This window comes from Micromonospora sp. B11E3, from assembly GCF_039871625.1.
GTDB lineage: Bacteria > Actinomycetota > Actinomycetes > Mycobacteriales > Micromonosporaceae > Micromonospora.
In genome coordinates, this window is sequence record NZ_JBDPMC010000073.1 from 16,028 (window position 1) to 31,828 (window position 15,801).

The following is a 15,801-nucleotide window of genomic DNA, read 5'->3' on the forward strand; positions in this document are numbered from 1 at the left end:
TTCAGCGGAGCGCGCCAGCGGTCAGGCCGCGGACGATGTACCGCTGACCGAAGATCACAACGGCCAGCGTGGGGAGCAGGGAGAGCGCGACGCCGGCGAGGACGAGACCCGGCTGCGCCGCCTCGGCGTCGTTGAGCTGCGAGATGCCGATCTGGAGGGTCTGGTACTCGGTGTCCCGGATCAGGATCAGGGGCCAGAAGTACTGGTTCCACGCGGAGAGGAAGACGTAGACCCCCACCGCGGCGATCGAGGGCTTGGACAGCGGCACGATCACCCGCCACAACAGGCGCCAGTGACCGCAGCCGTCGATCACCGCGGCGTCGCGCAGCTCGCTCGGGAACTGCAGGAACGCCTGACGCAGCAGGAACGTGCCGAACGCCGAGGCGAGGAACGGCAGGACGAGGCCGAGGTACGTCACGCCGCCCCGCGCCAGCCCCCAACCGGAGATGGCCAGGTAGTTGGGGATGATGATCGCTTCCCACGGCACCATGAGGGTGGCGAGGAACAGTCCGAACGTCGCCGCCTTCGCGGGCAGGCGAAGGAACGCGAAGGCGTACGCGGCGAGGATGCTGGTGACGATCTGGGCCACGGTGATGACGCCGGCCTGGACGGCGGAGTTGGCGTAGAAGCGACCCAGCGGCACCGAGCGGAACACGTCGGTGACGTTCTGCCAGTGCAGCTCGCTCGGCACCAGCGCGGGCGGATAGGTCGCCAGGTCGCCGGGGCCCATGACGGCGCCGACGAAGCCGTAGTAGACCGGGAACAGGACGGGGATCGCGGCCAGACCGAGCACCACGTAGACGACGGCCTGGCCGAGGCGGAACTTCTTCACCGGTAGTGCACCCGCCGTTCGAGGATGCCGAATTGGACGGCCGTGCAGGCGAGCATGATGACCAGCAGCACGACGGCCTGGGCGCTGGCCGCGCCGAAGTCCGAGGAACCGAAGGCGAACGCCTTCTCGTAGATCGAGTAGACCAGGGTCGTCGTGGCCTGGTCCGGCCCGCCCTTGGTCAGGATGTGGATCTGCCCGAAGCTCTGCAGCGCGTGGATCGTGGAGACCACGACGAGGAAGAACAGCTGCGGGGAGAGCAGCGGCACCGTGATCCGCGACGCGAGCTGCCAGCCGGTTGCGCCGTCCAGCCGCGCGGCCTCGACCACCTCGGGCGAGATGGCGGCCACTCCGGCGGAGAGCACGAGGATGTTGTAACCGAAGTTCATCCAGACCGTCGCGACGCTGACGGCGGGCAGTGCGATCGACGGGTCGGTGAGCCAGTTGACCCGGTCGAACCCGAGGGAGCCGAGCAGCCCGTTCGCGACGCCGATGGCCGGGTTGTAGATGACGGCGAAGATGACCGACGCGGTCGCCACCGAGAACGCGAACGGCAGCGCGAACGCGGTGCGCAGCACCCGTACGCCGCGGATGCGCGCCTCCAGCAGCAGCACCACGAAGAGCGCGCCCAGGATGGCCGGCACCACCGAGAAGAGCGTGAACAGGGCGGTCGTGGCGAGTACCTTGCCGAACTCCGCGGACAGCATGTCCCGGTAGTGCTCGGCCCCGACGTACACGGACGACGCGCCGAAGATGTCGTTCCCGTGCACGGACAGGTAGAGGGTCCGCCCGAGCGGCCAGAACACGAACAGGGCGAACACCGCCACGGAGGGCAGCAGCAACAGCCACCCGAGACCGGTCTCGCCGAAGCGTGCGGGCTGCCGTCGTCGGACGGTGGAGCGCGGGGATCCGGTGGCCAGGACGCGGTCGTCCGGTGGCGCGCTGACGGTGCGAGGGGGCACCGCAGCACACTACCAATGGCATCGAAAGAGAGAAATCCCCGAACGTACGCCGTCCTCGCCCGCCGCCCGCGCGGCACCTTCTCCCGCCCGGTTGTGGATTACGCTTCGGCGTATGTCGAGGTCACGATGGCACGGCCGGGCCGCGAACACGGCCCTGGTGCTCGGGGTCGGCCTGGTCGCCCTCGTCGGCCTCGTGGTGCAGGCGCGTGGCGTCGACACCGCCGCCGAATGGACGGCGCTGCTGGCCGTGCTGGTCTCCTCCGGTGCGCTGTACCTGCGCCGCCGCCATCCGGCAGCGGTGGGCGTGGTGGCGCTGGCCGCCGTCGGCGCCTACGGAGCGCTGCTGCACCGGCCCGGGCCGATCATGCTGGTGTTCGTCGTGGCGCTCTACACCGTCGTCGACGAGGGGCACCTCGCCGTCGCCATGGGGCTCGGTCTCGCCTCGGTGGTCGCCTTCGCCGTCGCGGACAGCTACCACAGGTCAGCCGACGGCGGGAACGGGGCGACGCTGCTGCACGCCGGTTGGCTCGTCGCCGTCATCGTCGGCGTGACCCGCAACCGCCAGGCCTACCTCGCCGAGGCGCAGGCCCGGGTGCTCGCCGCGGAGCAGCGCACGGAGGAGGAGGCCCGGCGCCGGGCCACCGAGGAGCGGCTGCGCATCGCCCGCGAGCTGCACGACGCGCTCGGCCACCACCTGTCGCTGATCAACGTGCAGGCCAGCGCCGCGCTGCACCGCCCGGACCCCGACCGGTCCACGCAGGCGCTCACCGCGATCAAACAGACGAGCAAGGAAACACTGCAGGAGTTGCGTACCACGCTGGGCCTGCTGCGGCAGGAAAGCGCGGCCCCGGCCGCCCCCACGCCCGGTCTGAACCGCCTCTACGAGCTGGTCACGACGGCGGGGCGGTCCGGTTTGGAGATCCACACCGAGCTGACCGAGACCCGGCCGCTGCCGCCGGAGGTCGACCTGGCGGCGTACCGGATCGTCCAGGAGGCGCTCACCAACGTGACCCGGCACGCGGGCGCGACCAGCGCGGTGATCCGGATCCGGCCCGACCACGGCGACGTGCTGGTGGAGGTCGAGGACGACGGCGCCGGTGCACCGGGCCCGCCCGGCAACGGGATCCTCGGCATGGGCGAGCGGGTCCGGGCGCTGAGCGGTTCCCTGAGCACGGGCCCCGGCCCGGACGGCGGCTTCCGGGTGTGCGCCCGCCTGCCGCTGCGGCCCGCGTCGGCGCCGGCGGGAGCACCGGCGTGATCCGGGTGCTGCTGGCCGACGACCAGACCCTCGTACGCGCCGGGTTCCGGTCCATCCTGCACGGCGAGGACGGCATCGAGGTCGTCGGCGAGGCCGCCGACGGCGCCGAGGCGGTGCGGCTCGCGCGGCAGTTGCGACCGGACGTCGCCCTCATGGACATCCGGATGCCCGGACTGGACGGCCTGGCCGCCACCCGGGAGATCACCGCGAGCTCCGACGTCCGCGTGATCATCCTGACCACGTTCGACCTGGACGACTACGTCTACGGCGCCCTGCGGGCGGGCGCGAGCGGCTTCCTGGTCAAGGACACCGAGCCGGCGGAGCTGATCCACGGGGTGCGGGTGGTCGCCCGCGGTGACGCGCTGATCGCGCCGTCGATCACCCGCCGGCTGATCTCCGAGTTCACCGCCCGGGTCACGCACCCGGACCCGGGACCGCGGCTGAACGCGCTCACCGAGCGGGAGCGGGAGGTGATGGCGCTGGTCGCCGCCGGCCTGTCCAACGACGAGATCGCGGCGCGGCTGGTGCTGAGCCCGGCCACCGCGAAGACGCACGTCAGCCGGATCATGACAAAGACCCGGGTACGGGACCGGGCCCAGCTGGTGATCCTCGCGTACGAGTCGGGCCTGACCGTTCCCGGCTGGCTCGCCCGCTCCTGACGGCCCCCGTGTGCCGTCAGGAGAGGCGGGCTCGACAGCGCCGGCGGCCGGCCGGTCAGACGGTGCGGCGGGAGCGACCCAGAGCCAGCCCACCGAGGACGACGGCGATCAGCCCCACCACGAGGGCCACGTAGCCTCCGCCTCGCCCGTTGCCGGTGCCGATACCACCGTCGGAGGTGGCCACGACCAGCCCACCGAGGGCCATGCCGGCCAGCCCCGCCGCCAGGGCCACGGTGGCCCCGAGCCGCCCGGAGCCCGTGCCGACACGACGGGCGGGGCGGGCCAGAGCCAGCCCGCCGACGACCACGCCGGTCAGCCCCAGCAGGCCGGCGACGATGGCCCCGAGCCGCCCGGCGCTCATGGTGTAGACACTGGCGGCGATCGGCTGGGCCGAGACGTGCGCGGCCGCCGGTGCGGCAGATCCGAGCGCCCCGAGCGGGGCGGCCGCGGCGGCGGCAAGCAGGTGACGGACGTACATCGAGGACCCCTTCGCTCGCATGACGAGTACATGCGGCAGCGTATGTACGCGGGTGGTCACCGGTCGTCATGCCGGAGTTGCCGATGGCCCTACCACCGGGGTTGCGCGCGCTCGGGCCGTCGTACCACCGCGGTTGTCCCTCCGCTCGACAACCGGCGACGGCCGGACCGTGGGGCTCCTATTTCGCCGCTGCCCCGGCCAGGACGTCCGCCAGGTCGTCGGGTACCCGCATCGGCTGGGTCAGTGGCACCCGGGCGCGGCCGGTGTTGCCTTCCGGGTAGCGTCCGACCGCCGATCCGGGGCCGGCGAGCGCCAGCCGGACGACCTGGCCGACCGCCTCGACAGCGTCCCGTTCGCGCAGCGCCCGTCGCAGCATGACCGCGTGCGCGACGGTGTGCCGCCACGGCCAGGGCTGCGACAGGATGTGCGCCCGTTCGGCCGCTCGCCACGCGGTGGCGGGATCCGTCGCCGTGCGGGCGGCGTGCAACTCGGCGTCGAACGCGGCGCGTACCGGTTCGGGCATGGGTTGGAAGATCACTTCGCCTCGTTCAGGCAGCAGGAGCAGCCGGGCCCGCAGGCGCAGGCGTCGGCGCTCTGGACGGTCGGTGGGCGGCCGGCGTTGACGGGGACCGCGCAGCACGCGTCGCCCCGCCATGCCTCCCGTCCTTCTTTGATCGCGACCCCGGCGATCACCAGGGCGGCCACCGGGTCGGCCCAGGACCAGCCGAACAGGCTGTTGAGGCCGAGTCCGACGAGCAGCACGGCGGACAGGTAGGTGCAGAGCAGGGTCTGCCTGGAGTCGGCCACCGCCGACCGGGAACCCAGCTCGCGCCCGGCCCGTCGCTGTGCGGCGGAGAGCAGCGGCATGACGAGCAGCGACAGGGCGGCCAGGACCAGGCCGACAGCGGAGTGCTCGGCCTCTCCGTTGCCGGTGAGGGCGCGCATCGACCCGACGACGACGTAGGCGGCCAGCGCGAAGAACGACACCGCGATGACGCGCAGTGCCACCTTCTCCCGCGCCTGCGGGTCACGTCCGGCGAACTGCCACGCCACCGCCGCCGCCGAGGACACCTCGATGACGGAGTCGAGTCCGAAGCCGATCAACGCGGTGGACGACGCCGCCGCACCGGCAGTGATCGCCACGATCGCCTCGACGACGTTGTAGGTGATCGTCGCGGCCGCCAGCAGCCGTACCCGTCGAACGAGCACGGCACGCCGTGCCGCGGGGGCGCCCTGCTGGGCGTGGAGGGACGGGGCGGCCATCAGCAGCAGCGCTTCTCGTCCGCGTCCGCGCAGCCGGCGGGGTCTACGGCGAGGACCAGACCCAGCAGGTCACCCAGCGCGTGAGCCAGGCGGGCGTCGGCCAACTCGTAGCGGCTGCGCCGCCCCTCGGGCACCGCCACCACAAGGCCGCACCCCCGCAGGCAGGCCAGGTGGTTCGACAGGTTCTGCCGCGTCGTGCCCACCAACTCCGCCAGCTCGGCCGGATAGCCCGGGCTCTCCCGCAGGGCCAGCAGCAGCCGGGCGCGGATCGGATCGGACAGGGCATGACCGAACCGGGCCAGCACCTGCCCGTACGTCGACGTCTCCACACCGGCACTGTACATCAGCCAGTGTATTCAGCCCATCGTGTACCAACCCGCCGTCCCGTTCACCGTCCGGCCAGCTTGTCCAGGTCCACCACGTCGACAGCGGCCGGCTTCTTGATCTCGGCGAAGGCCGCACCGAACTCGGTGAAGGTCATCTCCCCCTCCTCGCCGGCAGGGGCGTCGATACGCACCGGGTACGGCTCGCCGAACCTCGCCACCCACAGCGTGCCGCCGTCGCCGCCTTCGTCCACCACGCCGACCGCCGGGGTGCCGGCGACCTCGGTGGCCTCGCTCTTGGTCACCGTTCCCTCCGGCTCGAACATCTTGTCGACGACGGCCAGGGCGAACAGCCCACGGAGGTCCTGGTCATCCTCCGGAACGACGGCCCAGCGGCCATCCATCAGCTCGGTGATCGTGGCTGCCGCCTCCGCGCCGGCGGACAGCGCCCAGAACTTCTTGTCCGGGCGGATGAACCGTTCGTCGTCCACCAGGAGCACCTCCACCGTGGCGCCCTGCATCGTCACCGTCCCGTGCATGTCCCCGCCGCTGATCTTGAGATCCACACGGATCGGCTCGCCGTCGTCCTCCGCGGAGCCCTTGATGTGGAACGACTTCGCCGCCTTCGTCGCCGCGAGCGACGTCTCCAGAATCTGCTCCGGCGCGAGCGCGGCGACGCCGTTGTCGGCCGGTGTCGCCCAGGCGGCCGCGTCCGCCCCGTCGCCGGCGTTCCCGCCGCAGCCCGCCAGCAGCGCGGCCACCGCGGCCAACGCCAAAGCCGTACGCCTCATCGACATGGTCATGGTCAACTCCTCCCACGCCGCCCCCGTCACGTGGCAGCGAGACAGGCTATCGCCGACCGGCGCGTGGGTGTGCACTGCCCGAGCGCGCGTTCCACCCGCCCACACCGCTCCCTGTTCACGCGGTCAGCCCATGTCGACGGCGTACGCCTCCTCGCGCACGTCGGCGTCCGGGTGCCGGCGCAGCCCGAGCAGTTGATCCCGCCACGGCGCCTGCCAACCGAAGTGGGCCCGTGCCGGACCAGCGCCACCGCGAACAGTCCGCCGGCGAGATCGCCACGTCCGGCCAGCCGCGCGACAGTGCTGGTGAGGATCGCCGGGTCCGGCCACTCGCGGAGGCCCCGCAGGCGGGCGCCGACGCGTTCGGCGGTGCGGATCGCGAGGACGGGCCGGCCCGCACACAGCCCGGCGATCTCGTCCAGGTTGTCCAGCCGGCCGAGGTCGACCAGCAGCCCCGGTGGCCGTGCCGGTCTCGGGGCCCGTGGGCGAGCCGACACCACTCACGCGGCAACGGCGGTCGACCGGGACCCGGTCGACCGCCGTTCGACACCAGTCACCCAGCCTGCCCGGGAGTTGCGCCAGGGGCGCGGCTGGTCCGATGAGCGGACCTACCCCCGGCCAGGGGATGGTGGTGCGAGCGCGCCAGGATCCCGGTCACCACGAGTAGTACAGGGTCGCTCGCTGCTGGGTGTCGTCGACCACCCAGCGCAGGTAGTCACTGCGGCCGGTGGAGTTGTTGTAGAACTGGTAGTACACCGTCACCTCGGCACCGCCGGTGCCGTTCTTCTGGCTCACCTCGTACCGGTACGACGCGAGGCTCCACAGTGACGTCCAGTACGACGCCTGGGGCAGGGTCGAGTAGCTGCGGACGACCCGGGACCGGGCGTCGAGGATCTTGACGAAGCCGCCGTTGTAGTAGCTGTTGCTGATGTACGGGTACTGGATGAAGACCGCTTCCGTACCCGCCAGGCCGTTGGTGTCACCGAACGCGCGCTGGTCGAAGCGGGGGTCGACGATCTGGGTCTGCAACGAGTAACTGGTCAGTTGGCCGGTCTGGGTGCTGTAGACCTTGACGAGGCCGTAGTCGGGCTGGCTCTGATAGAGCGTCTGGTACGTGAACAGCAGGTCGTTGCCGGCCAGGCTGTCGAGGTCGTACTGCCAGTCCCAGGAGAGGTTCCCACCGGAGGCGACCTCGGACATCGTCCGGGTGCGGTGGTTGACGATCCAGGTCTTGCGTTGGTTCAGCACGGTACCCGGCGTGGTCTTCCAGGAGACGGCGAGTTCGGCGCCGGCGATGCCGTTCAGGTCTGACGGCGGGCTGAACAGCACCCAGTCGTAGCTCGACGCGCCGGGGATCTCGTACCCGTAGCAGACGCCACTGTCGAGCAGGTAGACGAAGCCGATCTCGGTGAACGTGCCGGTGTGCCGGTCGTAGACGGTTTCCAGCGCACTGTCGCCGTCGAGGTCCCAGCTACCGAGAACCGTCGACACGTTCGTGTTGCAGCCTGTCGCCCCGACCACCACGGCCTCCGCCGGAGCGGCGGCGAGGCCCACAACCAGGGCGGCTGTGGACACGACGGTGAGTAGACGCCTGATCATGCAATCTCCTCGATGCTCGCCCAACCAACCAGGAGCCGGACCGGTTGCCGCTGCGGCACATCCACCGACCATGCTGGCCGCCGCCGGCACCGACCGACAGCCACTAACCATAGATGACGGTCTAATTAATTGCAGCCAGGTAGCCGGCGGACGTCTGATTCAGGCTCTGGGCCCGCCGCCGGGTAACTCGGGCGGCAGCAGTGGCAGCTCGACGGCGGCGACCGCCCGCACGGTGGAGTGTGCCGGCGGCAGCCTGTTGGCTCGCGGCAGGCGACTGTGCACCCGGCCCTGGCCGGTCGGGTCCGGTCGCCTGCTCACCTCGCAGGTCACCATCCGGATGGGCGGAGGCGGCGCGGTGAACCGGGCGGCACCCCAGCGCACCCAGAGTGCGATCCGTCCCGCATCGGCTTCGGCGAGCAGCTTCTCCCAGGTGCGGCGACGCGTACCGTGGTCGATCTCGACCACGACCGGCGGCCCGTCCGGACGGGCACAGGCCACGTCGAGCACCGACCGCTGCGCGGACATCGGCGGCGGCAGCGGCAGCACGCTGGCCGCCCGCCGGTAGACCCGCCAACCCCGCCTTCCCGCCCAATCGACCACCTCGTCGATCAGCCGGGCCGTGACCTGGTCCGTGGTCAAATTCGTGAAGACGACTGCGTCGAGCCGGTCAGCCAGCGACGCCGCCAACCGCTCCCCGTCCTCACCGACCGCCACGGCCGCAGGGTAACCCCGCAGCCGGCCGTCCTCGCCAGCGGGGCAGCACGGAATTGACATCCTCTCCGCCCTGAAGGACGGAGGTTCCCTCCACGCTGCGCGTGGAACACGCGGCGTCCGGGTGGGTTACCGCTTCGCCGCGCGGTGCCGGGACAAGTCCCGGTCTTACCTGCGCTCCACGGTCGTTTGGCCTGTCCGCCTGCCCGGCGGCCAGGATGTTGATGGCGGCGTTGACGTCCCGGTCGTGGGTGCTGCCGCACCGGCAGTCCGACGCTCGGACGTTCAGGGCCATCTTGTCGTTGATGCGGCCACACTGCGAGCACATCCGCGTGGACGGGAAGAACCGATCCACCCGGCCGAACGTTCGCCCGTACCGGGCGGCCTTGTACTCCAACATGCTGGTGAAACTCGCCCAGCCCGCATCGTGCACGGACTTTGCGAGCCTCGTGCGGCCGAGACCGACGACGCACAAGTCCTCGACGTACACCGCTTGGCTGTCGCGGATGATCGCCGTGGACAGCTTGTGCTGCCAGTCGCGCCGGGTGTCGGTCACCCGCGCATGAGCGCGAGCGGCCTTCTTGACGGCCTTCTTGCGGTTGTTGCTGCCCTTCTGCTTGCGCGAGAGGGGGGCTTGTTGCAGCCGCTTGAGCTTGCGCGCGGCGCGGCGCAGGAACTTCGGCGCAGCAACCTTCGTGCCGTCCGAGAGCACCGCGAAGTGGGTCAGCCCGAGGTCGATTCCGATCTCGGAGTCCGCTGGCGGCAGCGTCTCGTCCCGCTCCGTCGTGACGACGAACGACGCGAAGGACCGTCCGGCCGCATCCCTGATCACCGTCACGGAGGACGGGTCTGAGGCAAGCACCCTGGACCAGCGCACCTGAACGTCACCGATCTTCGGCAGCCGCAACCGGCCGTTGTCCAGCACCTTGAACCGGGAATTCCTGGTGAAGCGGATTGCCTGCCGGTTGTCCTTGCGGGACCGGAATCGTGGGGGTTCAAGTCCCCTCTCCCGCACCAGCGGGGCGCGGCGACCTTGCGGCCCCTGCGTTTGCCGCTGATCGAGGCCAAGAAGTTGCGGTAGGCCACGTTCAGATCCGCGAGGGCCTGCGGCAACACCACGCTGGACACCTCACCCAGCCACGCCCGTTGCGGGGTGTCCTTCGCCTGCGTGATGACCAGCTTGGACAACTCGCCGTCCGAAAGGTACTTCTCACCCGCCTCGCGAACCTGCTGGCGCAGGCGCAGACCGTCGTGGAACACCACGCGGGCGCACCCGAACGACCGGGCCAGCGCCTCGCGCTGGGCGGCGTCCGGGTAGAGCCGGTGTGGTAACGGAGCCGCACAAGGCCACCGTATCATTGGTTTATGGCCGAGCTCGAAGGCATCCGTACCGGCAGACACTGTGTTTTCGCACTACACGCTCACTTGGTCTTCGTGACCAAGTTCCGGCACAAGGTGTTCACTGACCGCCACCTGTCCCGGATGGAAGAGATCATGCGGGACGTGTGCGCCGACTTCGAGGCCGAGCTGATCGAGTTCAACGGCGAGAACAACCACGTCCACCTGCTCGTCAATCACCCACCCAAGGTGGCCGTGACCCGGCTGGTCAACAGCCTCAAGGGCGTCTCGTCGCGCCGCCTGCGGCAGGAGTTCCCCGACCTCGTACGGCACTACTACCAGGCGAACAAACTGTGGTCGGGCTCGTACTTCGCCGGGTCCGTCGGCGGCGCACCGCTGAGCCTCGTGAAGCAGTACATCGAGCAGCAGAACCGCCCGGTTTAAGGCACTGTTCCGGCCTTGGCGGCCCTCCCAGCGCAGGCCTTCACCCCCGCCTGAAGGACGGAGCACCGGCCCGCATTCCGGTAGCGTGCATCAGGGCAGGAACTGCTCCTCCAACCTGACGACAGTCCCGTGCCGCACGGTCAGCCAGAACGGCAGCACCGCGATGGCCGGCGGGGTGAGCGTCGCCTCCTTGTTCTGCTGCTCGAGGAATGCCGGGAGGGCGGCGAAGCCGATCGTCTTGGTGTCCGTGCCGCCCAGCGTCGACTGCACCACGCACTGCGCGTCCGCAGCGACCGGCAGCGTCCGCAACCGCTTGTTCTTGTTGACGATCATGTAGTCGTTGTCCGGGCCGTCGGGGTTCTCCGGGTGCTCCTTCTTCCACTCCGCCTTGGCCGCGTCGCCGGTCAGGAACTCGATCAGGTCGAACGTGACGGTGTTCCCCGTGGTGTCCAGGCCGGTGAGGTAGACCGGGCTCCGGCCGTCGGCCAGTACCGGTGAGGCGTCAGCCGACGGACCGCCCGTGGTGGCTGCCGGCGCGGTGGTGGCCGCAGTGGCCCCGGGTACCGTGTCCGTCCCGGTGGAGGCCGAATGCTCCGTCGCCGGCCCCCCGGTCGTCGCGGATCCGCCGCATCCGGCCGCCCCGCCCAACGCGAGCGCGAGTACGGCCGCGCCGCCAACGGCCCGGATCCACATGTCCACACGCTTCATGTCCGCTCCCGCGTTGATGATCAGGTCGCGACACATTATGAGGACGCCCGGACCGGTTTCCCCGCCGGCTGTCGGAAACCTGGCTACGGCTTACCAGGATCAGCACGATCCTCCACCGCTGAAGGACGCCCGAGGATGATCGAGCGCTCCGCCGCTCGACGTCCTGCGTGGCGCGGCGCCTGCTGCCCGCACGGCATCGAATCCGCCGCCGGCCAGGAGCACGTCGCTGCGGCGGCCCGCCGCACCGGAGATACTGTCCGACCGAGTGCAGTGACCGTCAGGAGTGCCAGTGAATCGTCCCAAGGTCGGTTTTCAGATCCCGTGCCGGCTGCCGGCACCGGAGATCGCCGCGTTTGCGAAGTCGGTCGAGGGGGCCGGGTTCGACGAGGTGTGGGTGGTCGAGGACTGCTTCTTCGCCGGTGGGATCGCCGCCTCGGCGACGGCGTTGGCTGCGACCGAACACATCACGGTCGGCATCGGGATTCTGCCGGCGGTCACGCGCAACGCGGCGTTCACCGCGATGGAGATTGCCACGCTGGCCGAGATGCACCCGGGCCGGCTCATCTGTGGACTGGGTCACGGAATGCGGGACTGGATGCGCCAGATCGGCGCGGCACCGGCCTCGCCGCTGAGCGCGCTCGGCGAGCACCTGGACGCGGTCCGCCGGCTCCTCGCTGGCGAGGAGGTCACAGTGCGGGGCCGCTACGTGCGGCTGGACCAGGTGGCCCTGGAGTTCCCGCCCCGACAGCCGCCGCCGGTCATCGCCGGGGTGCGCGGTCCCAGGTCGCTCGAGGTGGCGGGCCGCTACGCCGACGGAACGCTGCTGGCCGAGCCCGTCACACCGGCCTACCTCGCGGCGGCTCGCGCCTCGATCGAGCGCGGACAGGGCGGCAACCGGCGCCCGCACCCGATCACCGCCTACGCGCTGTGCCATCTCGACGAGGACGCGGCGACAGCCCACGACGCGGTGCGTCCGGTGCTGGCCGCCGCGATCACCCATCCGGCCTGGTCGGCCCATCTCGACCCGTTGGGCCTGGCCGGACAGCTCGCTCAGATCGCCGCGCTGCCCGAGGCCGAACGCGCCGCCGCCGTACCGGATTCGTGGGTCGACGAACTCGCCGTAGTTGGCACTCCGGCCGACTGTGTCCGGCGGATTCGCGAACTGCACGACGCGGGTGCGGACAGCGTCGTGCTCTCCGCGGTCGGCGACCTTCGGAAGCAACTCGACCGCGCGGCGGCAATGGTCGGCATGCTGACCGACACCCGCTCCTAACCGGAACAGGGGCCGAGCTGCCGGAGCGCTCCCCATCGTCCATGGGCGTCCGGCATCCGGCCTCGGTCGTCACCCGGTTGGTCACGACGCCTGGACATCCGACATCAGCGGCTCCTCACCAGGCGTCGCATGCCGCGCAGGATCCCTGCGTCTCCTTCGCCACCACCAGCGCAGCAGCCGGAACAATCCCCTCACGGACGCCGGCAGCAGGAGCGGTCCGACAGCGGTCACGGCGACGAGCTGCCAGACCTGCGCGTCGCCCGGATGCGCCACACGGTTGAACACGATCAGCGCGGCCATCACCCACCAAGCGGCTTCCGCCCCCCGGTCGCGCACCGTGGCCAGCGTGCGACGCCAGCCCTTCCGTACCGGAGAATCGGGCACCTCGCCCCTGGCCACCAGGGCCATCCAGCGGCGCCACGAGACAGCCAGCGTGTACGCGAGCGTCATCGGCAGCCTCACCAGCGCGACCCACGCGGCGAACCTGGCGGGGCTCGCGGCCACCTCACCCAGCACGTTGGACGCGGCCGAGGCCAGCACCAGATACGTGACCAGGATGAGGACGAAGTCGAAGGCAAACCCGAGCAGCGGGAAGCCCAGCATGAACACCCTGCCCAGCCGCCTGGCCACGTGCGGGCTCATCTCCGCCATGGCACTCATTGTCGGGGCGGAGGGCGAGAACCTGGCTGGTCGGCCTTGGGGATGTGCTCAGCGGCTTCCTGGTATGCCTTGGCGGCGCGGCTGAAGTAGTCGAAGAGCACGTGGAGCTGCTCGTCCGAGTAGCCGGCGAGGATCTGGCCGATCTTCTGCCGGGCGACCGCCATGACCTGGTCGAGCTGGGCCGGCTTACCGATCGGCTCGACGATCACCTTGCGGCGGTCGTTGGGGGCGGGGGCGCGGCGGACGTAGCCGGCGGCTTCGAGGCGGTCGATGAGGCGGGTGGTCGGCCCGGTGGTCAGCCCAGCGCGCGCGCCGAGCTCGCCCGGCGTCATCGGCCCCGCCAGTTCCAGGATGTTCAGCGCGTAGAGGTCGGTCGCGCCCAGGTCGCAGGCCTTGGCGCTGGCATGGCCGTGCAGCATGACCGCGCTCAGGTAGCGGCGGTAGGTGCGGCTGGCGTCCGACTGCGCCTGTGGAGTTGACACAAGATCCCCCATCCACCTAATCTCTTCCTCAGAGAAGATAAATCTCTTGAGAAGAGGCTTCTCTCAAGAAGCTATCACGGGAGGCCGGCATGACCACTACCGCCCCGACACCGTCCACCGCCGCGGCGTACCCGGCAGGCAGGCCCGGCGCTCGCGGACGCCGCGGCACACGCTTTCTGCCGCCGCGACAACACCGAGCGCCAGTCCGTCATGGAACGCGTCTCGTTCCTGATCTCCCCGCAGACCCGACCGAAGCCGAGAAGTAAGAAAGGCCGTCCAGATGACCGGCACCCCGATCCACCCCGACAGCACCGAGCCGGAGGCCGCGGCCATCCGGGAACTGCTGACGCGCAGCCAGGAGGCCTGGAACCGCGGCGACGGCGCCGCCTACGGCGCCTGCTTCACCGCCGACGCCACCGATGTCACGTTCGTCGGCACCGTCTACCGCAGCGGCCCGGAGATCGGCCGCGCCCACCAGGCCCTGTTCGACAGCTTCCTCAAAGGCACCCGCCTGAGCCTGCAGATTCTCGACATCCGCAGATACGGCGCCGACACCGCCGTCGTCGTCACCCGCGGCGACGTCGGCAGGAGGACCCCGCGCCGACTCGGCAAGCTCGCCACCTACATGCTCGTACGCGACACCGACGGCCACTGGCGCATCGCCGCCGTTCAGAAGACCCAGCACAAGCCACTGATGGAGGCAGTCTCCTTCAAGCTCCAGCCCGCCACCAAGCCAGCCACGGCCTGACCCGCAAGAACAAACGTCGGAGAGCGCGGAGACGCACGGTCGTGGCAGGTGCCCGGCCTCAGGGGTCACTTCCACCGCGCCAACCGTCAGTACCGATACCTGCCGCGGAGCCCACGCCCGTATATTCACCGGGGTGACTTCACCCTTGCCTGGCACCGCCAACCAGATCCCCCCGTACGGCCCGCGCTCCGCCGTCCGCCCGGTCTGGCTGCTGATCGGGCCGGCATTCACCGCGTCGCTGGGTGCCTTCCTGCTCACCGTCACCGTCGGGCTGACAGGGGCCGCGATGCAGCGGGACATGCATCTGCCGACCTCAGCAATTCCCTGGGTCTTCGTCGCCTACCTGCTGCCGGCGGTACTGGCGGTTCCGGTCGGCGCTCTGGTCGGCCGGCGGTGGCCGACTGCGGTCGCGTTGCCCGCGATCGCGCTGCTGGTTCCCGGATCGCTGCTGACCGCGCTGGCCTCGGGAAACAGTCTGCTGCTGCTCGGCCGCGCGGTGACCGGGTTCGGGGCCGGTCTGGCCTGGGGCGTCACGGCCGTGCTGGTCACACAGGTGGGGGCGCGGCGCGTGTGGGCGCCACTCGTCGCCGGCGCGGTGGTGCTGGCGCTGGGGCTTGGACCCGTGGCCGGGACGCATCTGACGCGGATGCTCGGTTGGCGGTGGGCTTTCACGGTCACCGTGCCGTTCGAGGTGGTGGCGTTCCTGGTCACCGCGGTGAGCGGGATCATCGTGCTGGTGCAGGGCGCGTCCCGGCAGGCTCAGCCTCCGGCCGCACCGTCGGCATGAGAGGTCACCCAGTGGTTCGTCCCCGGCCGCGGTGAGCCCCGACGGTGGAGATCTACACGCAGGTATCGTCCAAGGCCGCGCGCCAAGCGCTCAAGCGCCTCGGGACATCCTCGACGCGTGATGCCGCAACCGGTCGCCGGCTCCATCAGGCAGTCGGTGAGTTCGGCCAGAAGCGCCGGGTCGGGGGCCGGGAGGAGCCGCACCAGTCCGATCGGCACCGCTCGGTGGAGAAGCCGATCGGAGTTGCCACGCCGTTGGCGTACCGCATCCACGGTGGCGCCGTCGGAGGGTTGGCCGGCGAGTCCGACCGCGATGCACATCTCCGCGGCCACGGCGGGGTCCGTCTCCACTGAGAGCCTGGTAAATAAGGGTTTCAGGGCATCGCTGGGCGCGCGGCAAAGGTCGACTGCGGTGATCGCGCCGGCGTGGCGGCGTGACATGAGGAAGGGCCTCCGGTACGAGCAAAGGCGACTAAACCA

General features: G+C 70.6%; 20 protein-coding genes. 7 read left to right on the plus strand and 13 right to left on the minus strand.

Annotated elements, in window-relative coordinates:
- Position 1: 1 nt before the first annotated feature.
- Positions 2-832 carry a carbohydrate ABC transporter permease gene (locus ABGB16_RS27020; protein WP_347670898.1) on the minus strand — a complete coding sequence of 277 codons (831 nt, stop codon included), beginning with the start codon at positions 830-832 and terminating at the stop codon, positions 2-4.
- On the minus strand, positions 829-1,791 hold the full coding sequence (locus ABGB16_RS27025; protein WP_347670899.1) for a sugar ABC transporter permease: 963 nt from the start codon (positions 1,789-1,791) through the stop codon (positions 829-831). The genes ABGB16_RS27020 and ABGB16_RS27025 overlap by 4 nt, the downstream gene beginning before the upstream one ends.
- A 112-nt stretch (positions 1,792-1,903) precedes the next feature.
- On the opposite strand from ABGB16_RS27025, the gene ABGB16_RS27030 reads away from it, so the two are divergent.
- On the plus strand, positions 1,904-3,049 hold the full coding sequence (locus tag ABGB16_RS27030; protein ID WP_347670900.1) for a sensor histidine kinase: 1,146 nt from the start codon (positions 1,904-1,906) through the stop codon (positions 3,047-3,049).
- Positions 3,046-3,708 (plus strand): response regulator transcription factor, encoded by a 663-nt coding sequence (locus tag ABGB16_RS27035; protein WP_347670901.1) that lies wholly within the window; start codon positions 3,046-3,048, stop codon positions 3,706-3,708. The genes ABGB16_RS27030 and ABGB16_RS27035 overlap by 4 nt, the downstream gene beginning before the upstream one ends.
- A gap of 55 nt (positions 3,709-3,763) precedes the next feature.
- Here ABGB16_RS27035 and ABGB16_RS27040 read toward each other — a convergent pair whose 3' ends face one another.
- The 8 genes from ABGB16_RS27040 to ABGB16_RS27075 form a co-directional block, all read right to left on the minus strand.
- Complete coding sequence (locus ABGB16_RS27040; protein ID WP_347670902.1) at positions 3,764-4,186, minus strand: DUF6223 family protein; 423 nt, start codon at positions 4,184-4,186, stop codon at positions 3,764-3,766.
- Positions 4,187-4,364: 178 nt separating this feature from the next.
- Positions 4,365-4,724 (minus strand): DUF3703 domain-containing protein, encoded by a 360-nt coding sequence (locus ABGB16_RS27045; protein ID WP_347670903.1) that lies wholly within the window; start codon positions 4,722-4,724, stop codon positions 4,365-4,367.
- Positions 4,721-5,449: a cation transporter gene (locus tag ABGB16_RS27050; protein ID WP_347670904.1), complete on the minus strand. Its 729-nt coding sequence runs from the start codon at positions 5,447-5,449 to the stop codon at positions 4,721-4,723. Before ABGB16_RS27050 ends, ABGB16_RS27045 begins: the two co-directional genes overlap by 4 nt.
- Complete coding sequence (locus tag ABGB16_RS27055) at positions 5,449-5,793, minus strand: metalloregulator ArsR/SmtB family transcription factor (RefSeq protein WP_347670905.1); 345 nt, start codon at positions 5,791-5,793, stop codon at positions 5,449-5,451. Before ABGB16_RS27055 ends, ABGB16_RS27050 begins: the two co-directional genes overlap by 1 nt.
- A gap of 44 nt (positions 5,794-5,837) precedes the next feature.
- Complete coding sequence (locus ABGB16_RS27060) at positions 5,838-6,575, minus strand: hypothetical protein (RefSeq protein WP_347670906.1); 738 nt, start codon at positions 6,573-6,575, stop codon at positions 5,838-5,840.
- Positions 6,576-7,226: 651 nt separating this feature from the next.
- Positions 7,227-8,171 carry a hypothetical protein gene (locus tag ABGB16_RS27065; RefSeq protein ID WP_347670907.1) on the minus strand — a complete coding sequence of 315 codons (945 nt, stop codon included), beginning with the start codon at positions 8,169-8,171 and terminating at the stop codon, positions 7,227-7,229.
- Positions 8,172-8,330: 159 nt separating this feature from the next.
- Entirely contained in the window at positions 8,331-8,885 is a 555-nt protein-coding gene (locus tag ABGB16_RS27070; protein ID WP_347670908.1) for a hypothetical protein, read from the minus strand.
- On the minus strand, positions 8,872-9,897 hold the full coding sequence (locus ABGB16_RS27075) for a transposase (protein WP_347670909.1): 1,026 nt from the start codon (positions 9,895-9,897) through the stop codon (positions 8,872-8,874). The genes ABGB16_RS27070 and ABGB16_RS27075 overlap by 14 nt, the downstream gene beginning before the upstream one ends.
- A gap of 350 nt (positions 9,898-10,247) precedes the next feature.
- On the opposite strand from ABGB16_RS27075, the gene tnpA reads away from it, so the two are divergent.
- Positions 10,248-10,664, plus strand: a complete 417-nt coding sequence (tnpA, locus tag ABGB16_RS27080; RefSeq protein WP_347670910.1) for an IS200/IS605 family transposase — start codon at positions 10,248-10,250, stop codon at positions 10,662-10,664.
- A gap of 90 nt (positions 10,665-10,754) precedes the next feature.
- Here tnpA and ABGB16_RS27085 read toward each other — a convergent pair whose 3' ends face one another.
- Entirely contained in the window at positions 10,755-11,372 is a 618-nt protein-coding gene (locus ABGB16_RS27085) for a hypothetical protein (protein ID WP_347670911.1), read from the minus strand.
- A gap of 289 nt (positions 11,373-11,661) precedes the next feature.
- Between ABGB16_RS27085 and ABGB16_RS27090 the strand changes: the two genes are divergently transcribed.
- Entirely contained in the window at positions 11,662-12,645 is a 984-nt protein-coding gene (locus tag ABGB16_RS27090; protein WP_347670912.1) for an LLM class flavin-dependent oxidoreductase, read from the plus strand.
- Positions 12,646-12,726: 81 nt separating this feature from the next.
- Here ABGB16_RS27090 and ABGB16_RS27095 read toward each other — a convergent pair whose 3' ends face one another.
- Both ABGB16_RS27095 and ABGB16_RS27100 read right to left on the minus strand, forming a co-directional pair.
- Complete coding sequence (locus tag ABGB16_RS27095) at positions 12,727-13,296, minus strand: hypothetical protein (RefSeq protein WP_347670913.1); 570 nt, start codon at positions 13,294-13,296, stop codon at positions 12,727-12,729.
- Between the two features lie 5 nt (positions 13,297-13,301).
- The gene (locus tag ABGB16_RS27100) at positions 13,302-13,799 is read right to left on the minus strand and encodes a MarR family transcriptional regulator (protein WP_347670914.1); all 498 of its coding nucleotides are present in this window, start codon (positions 13,797-13,799) and stop codon (positions 13,302-13,304) included.
- A gap of 268 nt (positions 13,800-14,067) precedes the next feature.
- Here ABGB16_RS27100 and ABGB16_RS27105 point away from each other — a divergent pair, with 268 nt between their 5' ends.
- From ABGB16_RS27105 to ABGB16_RS27115, 3 genes are all read left to right on the plus strand, one after another.
- A complete protein-coding gene (locus tag ABGB16_RS27105; RefSeq protein WP_347670915.1) occupies positions 14,068-14,535 on the plus strand; it encodes an SgcJ/EcaC family oxidoreductase in 468 nt (155 codons plus the stop codon).
- Positions 14,536-14,668: 133 nt separating this feature from the next.
- On the plus strand, positions 14,669-15,322 hold the full coding sequence (locus ABGB16_RS27110; protein ID WP_347670916.1) for an MFS transporter: 654 nt from the start codon (positions 14,669-14,671) through the stop codon (positions 15,320-15,322).
- Between the two features lie 44 nt (positions 15,323-15,366).
- Entirely contained in the window at positions 15,367-15,675 is a 309-nt protein-coding gene (locus ABGB16_RS27115; RefSeq protein WP_347670917.1) for a hypothetical protein, read from the plus strand.
- The last annotated feature ends 126 nt before the right edge of the window (positions 15,676-15,801 follow it).

Bases quoted from the DNA above. Each gene is read 5' to 3' on its own strand.
- ABGB16_RS27030 (WP_347670900.1), top strand. From the start codon at position 1,904: ATGTCGAGGTCACGATGGCACGGCCGGGCCGCGAACACGGCCCTGGTG.
- ABGB16_RS27040 (WP_347670902.1), bottom strand. From the start codon at position 4,186: ATGTACGTCCGTCACCTGCTTGCCGCCGCCGCGGCCGCCCCGCTCGGG.
- ABGB16_RS27050 (WP_347670904.1), bottom strand. From the start codon at position 5,449: ATGGCCGCCCCGTCCCTCCACGCCCAGCAGGGCGCCCCCGCGGCACGG.
- ABGB16_RS27055 (WP_347670905.1), bottom strand. From the start codon at position 5,793: ATGTACAGTGCCGGTGTGGAGACGTCGACGTACGGGCAGGTGCTGGCC.
- ABGB16_RS27060 (WP_347670906.1), bottom strand. From the start codon at position 6,575: ATGACCATGTCGATGAGGCGTACGGCTTTGGCGTTGGCCGCGGTGGCC.
- ABGB16_RS27065 (WP_347670907.1), bottom strand. From the start codon at position 8,171: ATGATCAGGCGTCTACTCACCGTCGTGTCCACAGCCGCCCTGGTTGTG.
- tnpA (WP_347670910.1), top strand. From the start codon at position 10,248: ATGGCCGAGCTCGAAGGCATCCGTACCGGCAGACACTGTGTTTTCGCA.
- ABGB16_RS27085 (WP_347670911.1), bottom strand. From the start codon at position 11,372: ATGAAGCGTGTGGACATGTGGATCCGGGCCGTTGGCGGCGCGGCCGTA.
- ABGB16_RS27095 (WP_347670913.1), bottom strand. From the start codon at position 13,296: ATGGCGGAGATGAGCCCGCACGTGGCCAGGCGGCTGGGCAGGGTGTTC.
- ABGB16_RS27100 (WP_347670914.1), bottom strand. From the start codon at position 13,799: ATGGGGGATCTTGTGTCAACTCCACAGGCGCAGTCGGACGCCAGCCGC.
- ABGB16_RS27105 (WP_347670915.1), top strand. From the start codon at position 14,068: ATGACCGGCACCCCGATCCACCCCGACAGCACCGAGCCGGAGGCCGCG.